Below are 16,360 nucleotides of genomic sequence, written 5' to 3' on the forward strand. Positions count from 1 at the left end.
AGCCACAAGAATCAGTTCTGTTGTGACAAGCAGCGATTAGGAGCGCACACCATGATCCTCGTCACCGGCGCCACCGGTCTCTCTGGCAGCTATGTGGTTCGTGAACTTCGCCAGCGCGGCCTGGCCGTGCGCGCGTTGGCGCGAGAGGCTTCCGCTGCGGCCGCGCAGACCCTGGGCGCGGAGATCGCCATCGGCGACCTGGCCGATCCCAGCAGTCTGCGCCGCGCGGCCGACGGCGTGACCGGCATCGTCCACGCAGCCAGCACCTTCACCGAGCCTGCCGTGGACATGGCCGCCATGCAGGCGCTGCTGGAGGGCTGGCAGACCGGACCGTTCGTCTTCTTCAGCAGCCTGGATGTCTACGGCCTGGCGACCGCGCCGTTGATCAGCGAGGAGACGCGGCTGGATGAAGATTACAACGACTACGCTCGCGGCAAGATCATCAGCGAGCGCCTGCTGATGGAAGCGGCCTCGCGCCAGGGGCGCGGTGATTTCACCAGCCTGCGCGCGCCGCACATCTGGGGGCCTCATCCCACTGCGCGCCGGCGGCTCACCGGCTTGATCGAGGAGAGCGACGTGCTGCTGCCGGGCGGCGACGCGGCAGAGTGGTCACAGTATCGCGATGCCTGGATTGACGCCCGCGACCTGGCCTGGATCACGGCCGAGTGCCTGGCGCGACCGATGGGCGGCCCGCTCAACATGCTGGCCGGGCATTTTACCTGGCACGACCTCTTCAGCGAGCTGATTCGCCTGACTGGCCGGGACTGCCGCATCGTCCACAAACCGCTGGCCGCGCTGAGCGATGCAGAGCGCGCCAGCCGGCGTTTCTACAGCCAATCCTGGCGCTACGACGATCACCGCCTGCGCGAGGCGCTTGGCTTTCAGCCCAGCCGCACCTGGCAGCAAACCCTGGCGGAAACGCTGATGGCGCCTTCGGCTTGATCACGCACGGGGGGCTGGATATGGCAGCCTGCCGGCCAAGCCGCGTTGGTTGCCGCCGACCACAACTTGTGGTATGCTTGGGTTGCAGTGGGCAGGATGGCGTATGCATGACAGTGAAAGGAAGGAATGCGATGGAGATTCACGCTTACCGCATTCCGGACCTGCAACATATATGGATGTGGAGATAACGAAATGGTAACTACCACTGAGATCAGTCCTATGGCAGTCGACGTCACCGGTGTCGTGCGGATCGGTGGCACTCGCGTGACGCTAGAAACGGTGATCGCTGCTTTCAAGGATGGAGCGACAGCCGAAGAAGTCATACAGCAATATCCATCCGTGGCTTTGGCCGATGTCTACTCCGTGATTGGTCACTATCTGCGGCATCCAGAAGAGATCGAAACGTACTTGCAGAAGCGCCAAGCACAGGTGGATGCAGTTCGCAAGCAGAACGAGGCGCGTTTTGACCCTCAGGGAGTACGTGATCGCCTGCTGGCGCGTCGTGCAGGCATGAAGGCATGAGCCATGCTGGCATTCGCTGCTGACGAAAACTTCAACAATAACATCGTACGCGGTCTACAACGACGTAATCCGGGCTTGGATTTGGTGCGCGTTCAGGACGTGGGTTTGTCGGCGGCTGACGACCCCACGGTGTTGGCATGGGCAGCCCAGGAAGGCCGCGTCCTGTTGACCCATGATGTATCAACGATCACTCGATTTGCTTACGAACGTGTTCGGGCAGGCAAGTCTATGCCAGGTGTCTTCGAAGTGAGCAGAGAAGTTCCAGTCAGGGTCGCCATCGAGGACATTCTTCTGCTCGCCGAGTGCAGCCTCGATGGCGAGTGGAACGGCCAGATACGATATCTGCCGCTGCGGTGAGAAAGAAACCTGTAGGCGAATTGCCACGCTTCAGCTTGATAAACTGGCGGCCACCCGATCGAGGCGGGCCGCGGCGTCTGCAGCCACGGGCTTGAGCTCGGCATAGGCGAGGACGCCCAGCATCGCGAGTGGATCCACCAGCGACACCTCGATGACGCCCTCCTCGACCTGCGCCACCACCACGTTACACGGCAGCAGCAGCCCCACTTCGGGCGCGGCGGACAGCGCGCGATAGGCCAGCGGCGGGTTGCAGGCGCCGAGGATCCTGTAAGGCCTGAAGTCCACGCCCAGCTTCTTTTTGAGCGTCTCCTGCACGTCAATCTCGGTCAGCACGCCAAAGCCTTCCGCTTTCAACGCCTCTGTGACTCGCGCCAGCGCCGATGCAAAATCGGTGTGCAGCCGCACCGTGCGGCCGATGGCAGTTTGTGCTGTCTCATGCATAGCTTCCTCCTGAAAATACCCCACGCCAGCGTCAGCGCCGGTATGAGGCCGTCTGACTCGACTGGTTTGATGCCGCCGGCCGTGCAAAGGTGACAACAGCGCACGGCCTTACGCAGCAGGTTTTGGTTCTACAGCATGCACCAGCCAATCACTTGACAATTCGATGGGTTCGTGGCATGATGTGACTATGGTCATGGCTATGACTACCCATTGGTTTTTGCCGCCAGAGAGGTGCTTGATGCTAACGATCTCCAAGAGTAAGCTAAAAACCCATATGCTGCAGGTCTTTCGTCAGATTGAGCAAACGGGCGAAGAGGTCATCGTGACCGACAATAACCACCCTGTGTTGCGGATTCAGCGTATCACGCAAAAACCTGGCGTGGACGAGGTGTTTTCCCCTTATCGCGGCCAGATGGTCTGGCATGAAGACCCAAACACGCCAACCGCCGATGAGTGGAGCGAAGTCTAATGGTGGTTATGGATACGTCCGCACTGCTCTACTGGACGTTTGCACCCGAACAGCTCTCTGCCAACGCCGCCAGCGTCATCGCGGGCGCTTCACAGGTCATCGTTAGTTCGATTTCAATCTGGGAAATCGGCCTCAAAGTCAAGCGTGGCAAACTGGATCTGCCCCTGACGCCTGAGACCTTCGTCGCCAAACTCAAAGTAACCGATCGCGTACACCTTGAGCCGGTGACAGAAGCGACCTGGTTGAAGAACCTGGCGCTGGCCTGGGATCACAAAGACCCGGCCGACCGCACGATTGTGGCGACGGCCAGCCTCCTCGGTTGCCCCTTGGTGACGTCCGACTTGGAGATTCGATCGTTCTATGCCGCCGCGGTGTGGTAATGCCCGGGGCAATCCGCGTTGGTCTCCCACGTCACCTATGACGATCTTCAGTCAGACTCATTAGTCACCTCACCCTGGCAAACGGGGCCTAATGGGTCTTTGACCGCAAGGATCACAAAGAACGCAGAGAAAAAACCGCCAAGACGCCAAGAGTTTTCTTCTTGGCGTCCTTTGTGTCTTTGTGTGAGCCATTCGGTTCCGGCTTGCCTGGGTTAGGCACGGCAAGAAAAAAGTCGGGTTTCCGTGGGAAACCCGACTTTTCCAGTCAATTACCTACGCACGGGGCGCACAACCGTGAATGAAAACAGGCAATCCGTAGCGATTCGTGTTCATCCGCGGCCTATTTGCAGGTGACTTAACCGCGCCGCCAGCGGCGCGCGGCCAGTCCAACCAGCGCCAGCAGCCCTGCGCCCGCCAGCGGCAAGGCCAAAGGCAGGCTCGCGGCCGCGCCCGCGTCCAGCACGCGCACGGCGGTCGGCGCGCCGTAATCCACGCTGACCGGGCCGTGGCGCGTGGCGGCGCCGGTGATGTCCACATCCTCCACCCAGTAGAAGTACGTCGCGCCCGGCGTGAGCTCAGCGCGGTCTTCCCAGGTGTAAATGAAGCCGCCGGGGCTGCCCTGCGACTGCGACGGGATCAGGGTTCCGTTGAGCTGCCGATCGGGCGCGGTGGCCGCCACGCCGCGGTAGAGGTTGAAGCCGCGGTTGTGCAGCTCGCTGACCGTCTCCCACGTCAGCAGCACGGCATCGCCCGTCTGCGCCGCGCTGAAGTCAGCCAGGGTGACGGCCATGGGATTGAGCGCGCTGCTGACCTGCGCGCTGTTGTTGCGAGCGTCGCAGTCGGCCGTGCCAGCCGATGGACTGACCGTCGCCGCGGCCGTCAGCGTACCGCTGGCGCCGGGTGGTACGACGCCCGCGACGGTCAAGGTCAGCTCTTGAACTGAGCCTAACAGAAGGCCGCTCCAAACGCCAGTCCCGGCGTCGTACGCGCCTTCGCTCGGTGTGTAGCTGACGCCCTGCAGGGTGGGCAGCGTGAGAGCCAGGTGGAAAGCGGTCAGGCCGCTCTTGCCAAAATTGGTCGTGGTAACCAGGTAAGTCAACGCCCGGCCGGGCAGGTACTGCGCGGGCTGGCTGGCAATCGTCACTCCCAGGTCGGCGCAGCGCTGCAGCGCGTTGACGTCGGTCGCCGAGTTATTACCGCTCGTGTCGTCCGAGCCGCCCACCGGGCTGACCGACACGGTGTTGTTCAGCGCGCCCGCGGCCATGGGGTCAACCTTGCCCGTGATGGTCAGGTCGAACGAATCGCTTTTGCCCAGCGTCCCGCTCCACAGGCCCGTGACGGGGTCGAACGTCCCTTTGCTGACCTGATACACCGCGCCCTGGATCGCAGCCGGCAGCGCGTCGCTGAGCAGGAGCTGGCCTAACGAGTGGTCTCCATTGTTGGTGACGTGGATGGTGTACGCGATGTCTTCGCCGGCCCAAGCCGGGTTGGGCGCACTGGTTTTGGTCACGCCCAGGTCCACCCGTGACAGGAGCGCGGCGCCGGCGGCGGCCTGCCCGCTGTAGCTCACGGCATAGCCGTTCTGATAAGTCACCGCCGCCGCGTTCACCAGCAGATTGCGCTCGACCGGCAGCACAGTCACCGGCGCCGCATCCGTTGCCGTGCAGCCCCAGGCATCGCGCGCGGTGACGACCGCCGTGTAGGCGCCGGCCGCGGCGTAGGTATGGTTGATCGTCGTGCCTGGCGTCCAGGCCTGCGGCGTGGTCCCGTCGCCGAAGTCCACCTGGTACTCGAAGGGCGCGACGCCGCCCAGATTGGATGAGACCATCGTAAACGCGACCGGGGCGGCGGCCAGCGTGATGGCGGGCGCGGCCGCAAACGGCGCCAGGCCGCTGTAGGCCGCAGTGACGCGCGCAACCAGGCCCGGATGGTCCTGATTGTCGTAAATGCTTCCAGCATGCACGTTGTTCAGCAGCCGCACGGCGTAGAGATTGGCGCCGGCCTGCACGCCGCTCGTCGCACTGTAGGTCTCGATGGTGCCTGCGCCGACCTTGGTCGCCAGGAAGACCTGGTTGAGGTACTGGTCGCCGTAATCGTCGTTGGCCACTTCCACGCTGCCGGTCAACCCGGTCGCGTTCAACGGCACGCAGAACTTCTGCCGGAAGAAGGTGTAATTGGCGTAGATCTGCGCGGTCGCCGTCGAGGCCACCCACTGGGCGTTGATGCGACTCGCATCGGTCCAGTAACTTTCGACGAAGGGCGCGCTCGGCGCCTCCCAGGCGCTGTCGTCGAAGTTGACCGCGCGCGGGTTCGCGTTCCAGCCAGCGGTCATGTTCGGGTTGCTGGCGGTTGGAATGACCTTCAGACGGCTGTCGGTGAGCGATGTAGTGACGACGACGCTGCCCGCGCGGCTCTCAGCCGTGAGGGTCGCGGCGGTCTGCGTCGCCGCGCTGGTCTGCCTGGCCAGCGTAACCAGGATGGCGACGCTGCCGGATGCGCCAGGCGCCACTGCGCCCACATTGCAGGTGACGACGCCGCCGCTCTCAGAGCAGCCGGCCGGGAGCGGGCTGACGTAGGTCGTGCCAGCCGGCAGCGGGTCGCTGATGACTACGTTCGTGGCTGTTACGGCGCCGCGGTTGACGTAGCTCAGGACGAACGTGAGCTGATCGCCCCAGTTGGGCGGCGTATGCGCGCTGCTGATCTGCTTTTCCAGCACGATGTTCGGCGCCGCCACGGTGTCGCTGTCGTACGCGCTGTTGTTCGAAGTGTTCGGATCCGCGCCGTTCGAGTTGTCATCGCTGATCGCGGCGCTGTTTGCCACCACGGCCCCCGGCGCCGCCGTGCTGTTCACGTTGACATTGAAGGTCAGCGCGCCCTGGGCGCCCACCGCAACCGCGCCGATGTTCCAGGCGACGGTCCTGTTGGTTGCGTTGTAGGTGCAGGCCGGGCTGCAGGAACCGGCGACATACGTGACGTTCGCCGGCAGGGTGTCCACCACGGTGACGCCGGTCGCCGCGGCGTTGCCGACATTCTGGTAGGTGAGCTGATAGGTGAGGCCTGTTTGTCCCGCCTGCAGCGCCGTCGTGTTGTCGGTCTTGCTAATCTTCAAATCGGGCGCGCTGGCGATCAGGTCAATGTCGGTGATCTCGTTGTTGGTGACATCAGCCTCGGGGCTGGTCGTGCTGACGGTCGCCTTGTTCCACACCGCCGTCGTGCCGATGGGCAGAGTGTTCTTCACCTGGACGCGGACGGTGAATACGAACGAGCCGTTGGGGGCGATGGCGTTGGCTAGAGTGTAGGTGCGGAACGTCGTACCGTCGGCGTTATTCACGACGACCGGCGTCACGCCCGATGTGTCGCTGACAAAGAGGAGCAGGTTCCGGTCCAGGATGTCCACCACCTGGACGCCCTCAGCCGTCACCGTGCCGATGTTCTGCACCGTGATCGTGTAATCCAGGTACTGATCGGTCGTCGCCGTGGGCTGGCCGTCGGTCTTGGTGACCCACAGGTTGGCCGTGCCGAGCGTCACATTTTGCGTGTTTGACCCGCACGTGCTGATGGCCAGCGTCGTCGTGCCGGACTGATAGCCGGCCTTGCTCACGGCCAGGCTGGCGCTGCCCAGGGCGATGGGCGCGCCGGGCGTGCTGGTGAAGCTGTACGCGCCGCCCGACGCGGTCGTCGTCTGGTAGACGTGATTGGCGCTGTCGGTGAGCTGGACGGCCGCGCCGACGATGGCCGCGCCGTTGCCGGCTTCCGTCACCACGCCGCTCAACGACACCGTGCCGCCCAGGAGCAGGCTGGCGCTGGCGCTGTCGTTCGCGCTGCTGTAGTCGAACGGGCTGCTGGCGCTCCGGCTCGCGGTGTTGTTGATCGTGGCGCCGCAGGTGATGCTGTTGACCGTGGTGACGATGCTCAAGGTCGCGTTGGAGCCCGCGGGCATCGCGCCGACGGCCCATACACCCGTCGCCGTGGTGAAGGTGCCCTGGCTGGCGGTGAAGCTGCTGTACGTCAGCCCGGCGGGGATGGCTTCGTTGATGCTGACGCCCGTGGCTGCGCTTGGCCCCTGGTTGGTGACCACGATGGTGTACGTTGCCTGCTGGCCGGCCGCGGTGACCGTGGCCGGAGAGACGCTTTTCGTCATCGCCAGGTCTGCGCTCTCGATCACCGTGGGATCACTGGCCGTATTGTTGGCCATGTTCTGATCGGCGCTGACGATCGCGACCGTGGCGGTGTTGGTGACGCTGGGCGCGGCCGCCTGGCCCACGCTCACCGTCACGGTGATGTCGGGCAGATAAGCGGGCGTGGCCAGGCCGGCGGTGTTGGGATGCGTGCAGGTGACCTGCTGGCCGGCCGCGCTGCACGTCCAGCCCGCGCCCACGGCCGAGACGTAAGTCAAGCCAGCCGGCAGGGCGTCGCCCACCGTCACCACGCCGTTGATCGTCCCGCTGCCCACATTGGAGACCTTGAGCGTGTAGGCGGCATTTTGCCCGATGACGAAATCTGCGCTGTGCGCCTTCTGGATGCGCGCATCCTGGTTTTGCTGGGGCACGATGGTCAACGAGTTCTGCACCGCGGTGCTGGGGAAATAGGTCCACAGATCCAGCCCCTTCCAGTTCCCGAAGCCGTTGCCGCTGCCGTCGCCCCATTTGCGCTGGACGCCCGACGAATCGAAGCCGTTCTTGGGGTCGGAATAGAGCGGGTTCGGCGGCGTGTTGCCGGATGGGTTGGCCGACGGGTTGACCGCTACGCCGGTGGAGGTTGTGTAGGCGCGGTCATCGTAGAAGGCCGTGCTGCACGATGGGTACGGGCAGGTTCCGCCGATGGGATTGAGCAGGGTCAGCGTCGGCCCACCGTTGACGCTGTTCTCTGCGTCCAGCAGCGGGAAGTGATACTCGCCCGCGTGCATCGAAGTCTTGAACTGATACGGCCCGCCCACGGAGAAGGGCGCGCCGCTGTTGTCCTTGCCGTCCCAGTTGATCACATTGACGCCGAACGCGGTGACAGAGCGCAGGACGCGGTTGGCCGCATTGGTGGGGTCGAAGTTGACGCCATCGCGGCTGATCACGACCTCGGAGATGCCGCCGACGTTGCCGGTGTAGGTGAACTGGCCGCCCACCGCATAGGAAGCGGCGCTGCCGCCGGCCGAGCCGCTGAAGGTGACGTTGTTGATCGTCGGAATCTGCGGCGCGGGCACGATCGTGGTGGGCAGATCCGCATTGGGCAGGCTGAAGAAGAGCTTGGCCGTGGCCGGGGACTGCCTCACCCCGCCCAGGATCGTGCCGAGCGAGTTGTCGGTCGCGACCAGGTCGTGATAGAGGGGAGTCTTGCCATCGGGATCGAGGAAACCGACGCTGTTGCCATAGAGGAGATAGCCGTTGGGATCCAGGCCGCGCAGATCGAGCCGGTATTTGAAGCCGTCGGCCGAGGTCGCGTACAGGGTGGAGAACTGCTGGAAGGTGCTGCCGTTGCCGCCGGCGAGCATGGCCAGGTAGTCCACGAAGACGCGGCCCGTCTTCGTCACCCCCGCCGCGCGCACGGTGATGTCCCACATGGACACGCCCGCGCTCTGGGTGCTATCAGTGACCGGCGCGGCGATGGTGCCCGCGCTGCCATCGCCGTTCCCCAGGATGCCCGCCGGGCCGATCATGGCGACCCAATAGACGCCGGCTTCGGGCGCGGTGTAGGTGCACGGGTCATAGCCTCCGCTGGTGGGCAGCGGGCCAGCCTGCTCCTGCGCGCGCGTGGTCAGCTTGCCCTTCGTGGGCTGCGCCGTGGAGCATTTCAGGCTAGGGGTGGGGATGCTGGCGGTCGCCATCTGGCTGTCGCTGATCAGGTTCGGATTCCACAGCCAGATGTCGCCCGAGCCGACGCCGACGCCGCTGGAACCCATGCTGATGATCTCACCGGCCTTGGCGTAGACGCGCAGCCAGGTGCGCCGGTAGAGTGTCGTGGTCTTGCTGTCACGAAATTCAGTCAGGGCGCGCTTGCCCGTGTTGCTGAGCAGCAGCTCGCGCGTGCCCTCCGCGTGCGCAGCGGGCGTCCACGCGGAGGCGGCCACGGTCGCCCACACCATCAGGACGAGTGCGCCGAGTCGGGCTGCGCGCGCGAAACCGCGCCAATCATCAGGGAACTGTTTCATAACTTACCTCCATACGCTTGGTCTTCGGGGAATAGCAGTCGTGGGTCTACCATTAGAAAAACATACGCCCGTTGATCCTTGCCAAGCTGCAACGATCACACGAGCGTCCACCACGCCCCGCCGTCATGCCAGCAGCGCCGCAGCGACTGCCGATTTGTGTACATTATATCACAAACAACAAGACGTCCACAGTGCAGAATAGTCACGTCGAGGCGGCCCTGTGGATTTTTGACCGCAGAGATCACAAAGAAACCGCGAAGACGCCAAGGTCGCCAAGTCTTTTCTGCTTGGCGTTCTTTGCGTCTTTGTGTGAGCCATTGGATTCCGGCTTGCCTGGGGTGGGGAAGGCAAGAAAAATCGGCGCCTGTCCCGTAGGGACGCCTGACCTGAGCGCCCATGATCGCACCATTCATGGCCGTCCCCGCGGGACGGTTGAACTCCTCCCCCATGGTCGCGGTATGGCCGCGGGATCCACCGAGGGCGTCATCATTCAATCGTCCCTACAGGACGGCGAGATCGTGGGGTCGTCGCTGGCCCCAAGTCAAAGCGTCCCTACGGGACGGCGCGCGCCGTCGCCGCCGCAAACAAAAGCCGGGCCCCTTGCGGAAACCCGGCTTTTCCACTCAGCCACCTATGCGCGGGGCGCACACCCGCGGATAAAAACAGACCATCCGCGGCGATCCGTGATCATCCGCGGCCCATTTTCAGGCGCGTTCACCGCGCCGTTGGCATCCGGCCAGCGCCTGGCACGCGCACGGCCGTCGGCCAGGCGCGTACCCCTTCACCTTCCAGGGGCTGATCGCCTGGCGCCCCCGTTTCTCCGTCACGTCAAGGAAGGGCCCGGAGGAACTCATCCAGCGAGCTGGCATCCAAGGCCACGTCCATCAAGTTCTCGAGATCGGCAAGCGGCAGGCTCTGCAATGCGCTCTCCACGGCCGGCGCGGCCGCGTCGCCAAAGCGGTGGCGCAGCACGCGCCACAACTGCCGCACGGCTTCTCGCTGCATGCCCTGCTGCATGCCCTGCTGCATGCCCTGCTGCATGCCCTGTTCCATGCCCTGTTCCATGCCCTGCTCCAGCCCCTTCCGTATCCCAATGCGCTCGACACTGGTGATGTATGGCATTTGCTCCGCCTCCTCCATCGCTTGCACTTCTCGCCAAAAGATTTCATCCAAACCTTCTGGCAGTTGGATCACCCAATCTATGAACCGAAATAGATTGATGATATCTTGTCTCTGATAACCTCGTTGATACAGCCGCTTCGTCAACCACACCTTGGCCGCCAACCGTGCATCGTCATTCTGCCGCGTCTCCAACGACTTCAGATGCGCCATGACGATCACCGCGAAGGGGTTGCGGCTGGCCTCCAGTTCGTCCCAGCGCGCCCGATAATCGAGCAGCTTGATCACCGGAAACTTGATGCCAACTTCGCAGCCCCACAGCGCATACCCAAAACCCGTCGGCCGCCACAGCGCCGTCTCATCCGCCAGCACCGCCAGGCTCACAACCTGCCTGTGATGCCGATCATACAAGCGATAGTTGTAGACATACATGCGCTCCGCAAAGTCAGGCTCGGGCTGACCCTGCACCTCGACATGCACCAGCACCCATGTCTCCTGCCCGCCCTGTCGGTGCACTCGCACCAAATGGTCCACGCGGCGCGCCCCTACCTCCGCCTCACGCGTCACCTGGCGCAGTTCCTTGTCCAAGAATTCGTACTTGCGCCGCCAGTCAATGTCCGCCGCCGCATCGGCCAAGAAGAACGTCATGAACTCCGGAAAATAGCGCTCCAGCGCCTCTTTCCACGGATTGTCGTAGTCGGTCAATGGCTTGCCCATCCTCAAAGCTCCCCTGGGTGATCGCGACCTGGCGCATTGTAGCACAAAACCACGCCCTTTGAAAGAGGCCGGCCTATGCGGCCGCACACGGATTTCTCACACCAAGCCACAAAAACGCCAAGAAATCGGGCATGTCTTTGCGCCTTGGTGTCTTCGTGTGAGCCATTGGATTCCGGCTTGCCCGGGGTGGGCAGGTTAGAAAAATCGGCGCCTGTCCCGTAGGGACGCCCGACCTGAGCACCCATGATCGCACCATTCATGGCCGTCCCCGCGGGACGGTTGAACTCCTCCCCCATGGTCGCGGTATGGCCGCGGGATCCACCGAGGGCGTCATCATTCAATCGTCCCTACAGGACGGCGAGATCGTGGGGTCGTCGCTGGCCCCAAGTCAAAGCGTCCCTACGGGACGGCGCGCGCCGTCGCCGCCGCAAACAAAAGCCGGGCCCCTTGCGGAAACCCGGCTTTTCCACTCAGCCACCTATGCGCGGGGCGCACACCCGCGGATAAAAACAGACCATCCGCGGCGATCCGTGATCATCCGCGGCCCATTTTCAGGCGCGTTCACCGCGCCGTTGGCATCCGGCCAGCGCCTGGCACGCGCACGGCCGTCGGCCAGGCGCGTACCCCTTCACCTTCCAGGGGCTGATCGCCTGGCGCCCCCGTTTCTCCGTCACGTCAAGGAAGGGCCCGGAGGAACTCATCCAGCGAGCTGGCATCCAAGGCCACGTCCATCAAGTTCTCGAGATCGGCAAGCGGCAGGCTCTGCAATGCGCTCTCCACGGCCGGCGCGGCCGCGTCGCCAAAGCGGTGGCGCAGCACGCGCCACAACTGCCGCACGGCTTCTCGCTGCATGCCCTGCTGCATGCCCTGCTGCATGCCCTGCTGCATGCCCTGTTCCATGCCCTGTTCCATGCCCTGCTCCAGCCCCTTCCGTATCCCAATGCGCTCGACACTGGTGATGTATGGCATTTGCTCCGCCTCCTCCATCGCTTGCACTTCTCGCCAAAAGATTTCATCCAAACCTTCTGGCAGTTGGATCACCCAATCTATGAACCGAAATAGATTGATGATATCTTGTCTCTGATAACCTCGTTGATACAGCCGCTTCGTCAACCACACCTTGGCCGCCAACCGTGCATCGTCATTCTGCCGCGTCTCCAACGACTTCAGATGCGCCATGACGATCACCGCGAAGGGGTTGCGGCTGGCCTCCAGTTCGTCCCAGCGCGCCCGATAATCGAGCAGCTTGATCACCGGAAACTTGATGCCAACTTCGCAGCCCCACAGCGCATACCCAAAACCCGTCGGCCGCCACAGCGCCGTCTCATCCGCCAGCACCGCCAGGCTCACAACCTGCCTGTGATGCCGATCATACAAGCGATAGTTGTAGACATACATGCGCTCCGCAAAGTCAGGCTCGGGCTGACCCTGCACCTCGACATGCACCAGCACCCATGTCTCCTGCCCGCCCTGTCGGTGCACTCGCACCAAATGGTCCACGCGGCGCGCCCCCAACTCCGCCTCACGCGTCACCTGGCGCAGTTCCTTGTCCAGGAATTCGTATTTGCGCCGCCAGTCAATGTCCGCCGCCGCATCGGCCAAGAAGAACGTCATGAACTCCGGAAAATAGCGCTCCAGCGCCTCTTTCCACGGATTGTCGTAGTCGGTCAATGGCTTGCCCATCCTCAAAGCCCCCCTGGGTGATCGCGACCTGGCGCATTGTAGCACAAAACCACGCCCTTTGAAAGAGGCCGGCCTGTGCGGCCGCACACGGATTTCTCACACCAAGCCACAAAGACGCCAAGAAATCGGGGCATGTCTTTGCGCCTTGGTGTCTTCGTGTGAGCTATTGGGTTCTGGCTTGCCCGCGGTGGGTAGGTAAGAAAAAATCGGCGCCTGTCCCGTAGGGACGCCTGACCTGAGCGCCCAGGATCGCGCCATTCATGGCCGTCCCAGCGGGACGGTTGAACCCCTCTCGCACGGTCGCGGTCTTGCCGCGGGATACACCGTGGGCGTCATCATTCAATCGTCCCTACGGGACGGCGGGATCGTGGGGTGGTTGCCAGCCTCAAGTCAAGGCGTCCCTACGGGACGGCGCGTGCCGTCGCAGCCGCAAACAAAAGCCGGGCCTCTTGCGGAAACCCGGCTTTCCAAACGTTTCTGAACTATCTGCGTTTACCCGCGCCGGCGGCGCGCGGCCAGCCCGGCCAGGGCCAGCAGCCCCGCACCGGCCAGCGGCAGCGCCCACGGCAGGCTGGCGACCGCGCCCGCGTCCAGAAGACGCACGGCCGTCGGCGCGTTGAAGGTCGCGCTGACCGGGCCGTGGCGCGTGGCCGCGCCGTACACATCCACGTCCTCCACCCAGTAGTAGTAGGTCGCGCCGCTGACGACATTGGCGTCGTCGAAGGTGTAGACGAAGCCCTGACTGCTGCCCGGGGCCTGCGATGGAATCAGGCTGGCGTTGAGCTGCGTGTCCGGCGCGCTCGGCGCGTCGCCCCGCCACAGGTTGAAGCCAATGTTGCCCACCTCGCTGACCGTCTCCCACGTCACGCGGATGGCGCTGCCGTTCGGCGCGGCGCTGAAGTCGGCCAGCGCCGCGGCCAGGGGCGCACAGCCGATCAACTGCGCGTTGGGCGTGAAGACGTAGTACGCTTCGATGGTGTCCACATCGCGGCTCGCGCGATCGCTGGCCGGCTCGACATCGGCGCTGGCGTCGGTCTGACCCACGTAGGGGGTCTCGTCGCTCTCGCCGCCGCTCTGGCTGCTGCTGTCGCCGTCGCCGGGGTCATCGCCGACGCGTTCGTGGCAGCCCAGCCCAGTGCAGCCCTGGCCGATGCCCGGCCCCTGGTCGAACACGTCCCAGTCGTCCGCGTTGACGCCGCCCAGGTTGCTGTCGCCGGTGGTGTAGACGCCGATCTTGAGCTGATCGGTGCTGGCAATGACGCCGCCGATCTGGCTCCAGCGCACAGCCAATTCGTAGCGGCCCTTGCGGTCGCCGTCGCTGCCGAACGCCGCGCGGCCAAAGAGGCGCGCCGGTGTGCCGGCGCCGGTGGGCTGGCTGAGCACCGTTTGGAAGTCGGCAAGGCTGGTCCAGGCAACGCCGCTGCTCCATTGGTGCAGATGCACGTTATCGGCCTGCGTGTCGCCGCCGGCCCACACCACCTCGATCACGTAATCAGGCGCCCACCCCTTGAAGTTGACGCGGCGTGACGCGGGCGCGTTGGCGGCCTCGCCGGAACCTGCGCCGCCAGTGTCCGTGCTGCTGCTGACCTTCGGCGTGTCGAGGGCAATGAACAGGTTGGAGCGGTCGAATGGCTCGCCAGCCATGCTGCCCGCGCCGCCCAGCGCGGACGGCCCTTCGACGATCAGATAGAGATAGTTGCTGTCCGCACGCGCGTAGACCAATTCGACATCGGCCGCGCCCTTCTTGCTGCCGTTGGCGCTGGCGTCGTAGAGGTTGCTGCCCGCGCCGGACGTGGACGTGCCGGCGTTGGCGTCGGTGTAATACTTGTAGGCCGCAGATTCGCCGTCGAAATCGGAGAGCGTGGATTGGCCGCCCAGATACGGCCCGGCGTAGGCGTCCTCGGCCAGCAGGGTGTACTTGCCGATGTCCACCGCGCCGTCAACCGTGATGCTGTCCGTAGTCGTGGTGCAGGTCGCGCCGACGTTGATCGCGTTGACCGTGTCGCGCCGCGGGTTGCTGACGCATTGACGATCGTTCGCGCCGCTGTCGGTCGGCCGGCCGCCCAATTTGCACGACGCTTCGCTGGTCTGCATCTGGCTCTGCGTATAGGTTGTCTTGCCCGTTGCGCACTCCGTCGTGAGGCCGGCGCCAATCGCGTCGTTGACGTTGTGACCATCCACGGCGCCGACCGACAGCACCAGGAAGTTGACCGCGCTGTTGTCGGTCAAGGCGGTGGGCATGCCGCTGCCGCTCAGGGTCACTTCGATCTGGCGCCGCGTGCTGACGACTTTGGTGACGACCGTGACCGTGGTGTTGGATACCAGCGAGCGGCTGCTGTCATACAAACCGGAGCTCAGCGTGTCCGCGCCGCTGGGATAGAGCGCGATGAAATAGTCGCCGGGGAAAGCCACGTTGCGCTGCCAGGTTCCCGCGCTGCTCAAGTCAATCGTGGGCGAGCCTTTCGTACCGGTGTCCAGGCCGATGATGTAACCCTGCTGCACGCCGCTGGTCAGGCCCGCGCTGGAGTCAATCGTAAAGCTCATGAACCACTTGCCGGCGACGGCGCTGGACGCATCGTAAGAGAAGGCGGCAAAGTCAATCAGGTCGCTCTTCTCGTCGCCTTCGCAGGCGTCATCGTCGCCCGATTTGTTGAGCGCCAGGTCCAGCATGCGCGTGGAGCCGTACTCCGACTCGATGACGCCGTCAGGCTGCACGGTGTAAGCGTAGTTGCTGCCGCCGTTATTATTGAGGTTGATGGTGTAGTAATCGGCGTCCGCGCCGCTGATGGTCAGCCCATCGCCGGAGGTGAACAGGTAATACTGGACATTCTTGGCGTCGGTGTTGATGGCCGCGGGAATGGAGGCCGAGCAGCTGCTGCCGCCGCCGCACGCCATCTCGACGACCGTCGAAGTCGCCCACGCGTCGTTGGTGTAGCGGAGATAAACGCCCTGCCCGGTCGGCTGGCTGCCGCTGAGCGTCGCGTTCACGGTCACGCTGCTGCCGGGCCACACCGCGCCCGCCGGCGAGCGCGCGGCCGAGCTGATCGTGCGCACCGCGCCCTGCACCTCGAAGACGATGACCTTGCCGTTGTTCGTGCCGTCGGTCTTGAAGATGTAGGTGTAGGACGTGCTGGCCACGTTGACGTAGTAGGCCTTGTTGTTGCCAGCGTTCCAGTCCTGCAGATTGTTGGATGTCTCGATGCCCAGGTTGATATCGGACGCGCCGCTCGGGCCGTAGCGGTTGGTGTTGGTATCGTCGGCAAAGCGCAGATACTTATTACCAGCGGCGCTGCTGGACGTCGTCAAGATATAGGACGTGCCAGCCGAGGCAGTCAAGCTGGCGAAGCTGCCCCATCCTGGCGCGCCGGACCAGGTGTCGCCGCTCTCCCACTTGACCGGGCGGTCGTTCGCGGCCCACACGGGCGCGGGCAGCGCCGTCAAGACCAGCCCCAGGACGAGCGCCAGGGGCGTCAACGAACGCAAAATCTGTTTACAAATCATGGGTTTCTCCTTTTGTAGTCGAACCGGGCTGGTCCCATTTTAGCACAGGTGGGCGTCAAAGAAAAAGCGCAGAGCCGCAGAGCGTTCTCA

Annotated in this window: 10 protein-coding genes; 5 read left to right on the forward strand and 5 right to left on the reverse strand. The window is 64.1% G+C overall.

Annotation, left to right across the window (positions count from 1 at the left end):
• Positions 1–51: 51 nt before the first annotated feature.
• The 3 genes from ACPQ6D_RS12440 to ACPQ6D_RS12450 all read left to right on the forward strand — a co-directional run bounded on the left by ACPQ6D_RS12440 (position 52) and on the right by ACPQ6D_RS12450 (position 1,821).
• Positions 52–942 (forward strand): NAD-dependent epimerase/dehydratase family protein, encoded by an 891-nt coding sequence (locus ACPQ6D_RS12440; protein WP_423224653.1) that lies wholly within the window; start codon positions 52–54, stop codon positions 940–942.
• A gap of 219 nt (positions 943–1,161) precedes the next feature.
• Positions 1,162–1,464: a DUF433 domain-containing protein gene (locus ACPQ6D_RS12445; RefSeq protein ID WP_423224654.1), complete on the forward strand. Its 303-nt coding sequence runs from the start codon at positions 1,162–1,164 to the stop codon at positions 1,462–1,464.
• Positions 1,465–1,467: 3 nt separating this feature from the next.
• On the forward strand, positions 1,468–1,821 hold the full coding sequence (locus tag ACPQ6D_RS12450; RefSeq protein ID WP_423224655.1) for a DUF5615 family PIN-like protein: 354 nt from the start codon (positions 1,468–1,470) through the stop codon (positions 1,819–1,821).
• Positions 1,822–1,851: 30 nt separating this feature from the next.
• On the opposite strand, the gene ACPQ6D_RS12455 is transcribed toward ACPQ6D_RS12450, so the two are convergent.
• Complete coding sequence (locus ACPQ6D_RS12455) at positions 1,852–2,262, reverse strand: DUF302 domain-containing protein (RefSeq protein ID WP_423224656.1); 411 nt, start codon at positions 2,260–2,262, stop codon at positions 1,852–1,854.
• A gap of 238 nt (positions 2,263–2,500) precedes the next feature.
• Here ACPQ6D_RS12455 and ACPQ6D_RS12460 point away from each other — a divergent pair, with 238 nt between their 5' ends.
• A complete protein-coding gene (locus ACPQ6D_RS12460; RefSeq protein ID WP_423224657.1) occupies positions 2,501–2,731 on the forward strand; it encodes a type II toxin-antitoxin system Phd/YefM family antitoxin in 231 nt (76 codons plus the stop codon).
• Positions 2,732–2,739: 8 nt separating this feature from the next.
• Positions 2,740–3,111: a type II toxin-antitoxin system VapC family toxin gene (locus ACPQ6D_RS12465; RefSeq protein ID WP_423224658.1), complete on the forward strand. Its 372-nt coding sequence runs from the start codon at positions 2,740–2,742 to the stop codon at positions 3,109–3,111.
• Positions 3,112–3,466: 355 nt separating this feature from the next.
• On the opposite strand, the gene ACPQ6D_RS12470 is transcribed toward ACPQ6D_RS12465, so the two are convergent.
• The 4 genes from ACPQ6D_RS12470 to ACPQ6D_RS12485 form a co-directional block, all read right to left on the reverse strand.
• A complete protein-coding gene (locus ACPQ6D_RS12470) occupies positions 3,467–9,250 on the reverse strand; it encodes a DUF7619 domain-containing protein (RefSeq protein WP_423224659.1) in 5,784 nt (1,927 codons plus the stop codon).
• 828 nt (positions 9,251–10,078) lie between these two features.
• The gene (locus ACPQ6D_RS12475; protein WP_423224660.1) at positions 10,079–11,086 is read right to left on the reverse strand and encodes a DUF4351 domain-containing protein; all 1,008 of its coding nucleotides are present in this window, start codon (positions 11,084–11,086) and stop codon (positions 10,079–10,081) included.
• A gap of 675 nt (positions 11,087–11,761) precedes the next feature.
• Entirely contained in the window at positions 11,762–12,769 is a 1,008-nt protein-coding gene (locus ACPQ6D_RS12480; protein ID WP_423224661.1) for a DUF4351 domain-containing protein, read from the reverse strand.
• Between the two features lie 492 nt (positions 12,770–13,261).
• Complete coding sequence (locus ACPQ6D_RS12485) at positions 13,262–16,270, reverse strand: hypothetical protein (protein ID WP_423224662.1); 3,009 nt, start codon at positions 16,268–16,270, stop codon at positions 13,262–13,264.
• Positions 16,271–16,360 lie beyond the last annotated feature (90 nt).

This window comes from Candidatus Amarolinea aalborgensis (genome assembly GCF_900491745.1).
In the GTDB taxonomy this organism is placed as follows: Bacteria; Chloroflexota; Anaerolineae; order SSC4; family Amarolineaceae; genus Amarolinea; species Amarolinea aalborgensis.

What these genes read in the sequence shown, in the direction of transcription:
- ACPQ6D_RS12455 (WP_423224656.1), bottom strand. Translation starts at nt 2,262, where the DNA reads ATGCATGAGACAGCACAAACTGCCATCGGCCGCACGGTGCGGCTGCAC.
- ACPQ6D_RS12470 (WP_423224659.1), bottom strand. Translation starts at nt 9,250, where the DNA reads ATGAAACAGTTCCCTGATGATTGGCGCGGTTTCGCGCGCGCAGCCCGA.
- ACPQ6D_RS12450 (WP_423224655.1), top strand. Translation starts at nt 1,468, where the DNA reads ATGCTGGCATTCGCTGCTGACGAAAACTTCAACAATAACATCGTACGC.
- ACPQ6D_RS12475 (WP_423224660.1), bottom strand. Translation starts at nt 11,086, where the DNA reads ATGGGCAAGCCATTGACCGACTACGACAATCCGTGGAAAGAGGCGCTG.
- ACPQ6D_RS12465 (WP_423224658.1), top strand. Translation starts at nt 2,740, where the DNA reads ATGGATACGTCCGCACTGCTCTACTGGACGTTTGCACCCGAACAGCTC.
- ACPQ6D_RS12485 (WP_423224662.1), bottom strand. Translation starts at nt 16,270, where the DNA reads ATGATTTGTAAACAGATTTTGCGTTCGTTGACGCCCCTGGCGCTCGTC.
- ACPQ6D_RS12480 (WP_423224661.1), bottom strand. Translation starts at nt 12,769, where the DNA reads ATGGGCAAGCCATTGACCGACTACGACAATCCGTGGAAAGAGGCGCTG.
- ACPQ6D_RS12440 (WP_423224653.1), top strand. Translation starts at nt 52, where the DNA reads ATGATCCTCGTCACCGGCGCCACCGGTCTCTCTGGCAGCTATGTGGTT.
- ACPQ6D_RS12460 (WP_423224657.1), top strand. Translation starts at nt 2,501, where the DNA reads ATGCTAACGATCTCCAAGAGTAAGCTAAAAACCCATATGCTGCAGGTC.
- ACPQ6D_RS12445 (WP_423224654.1), top strand. Translation starts at nt 1,162, where the DNA reads ATGGCAGTCGACGTCACCGGTGTCGTGCGGATCGGTGGCACTCGCGTG.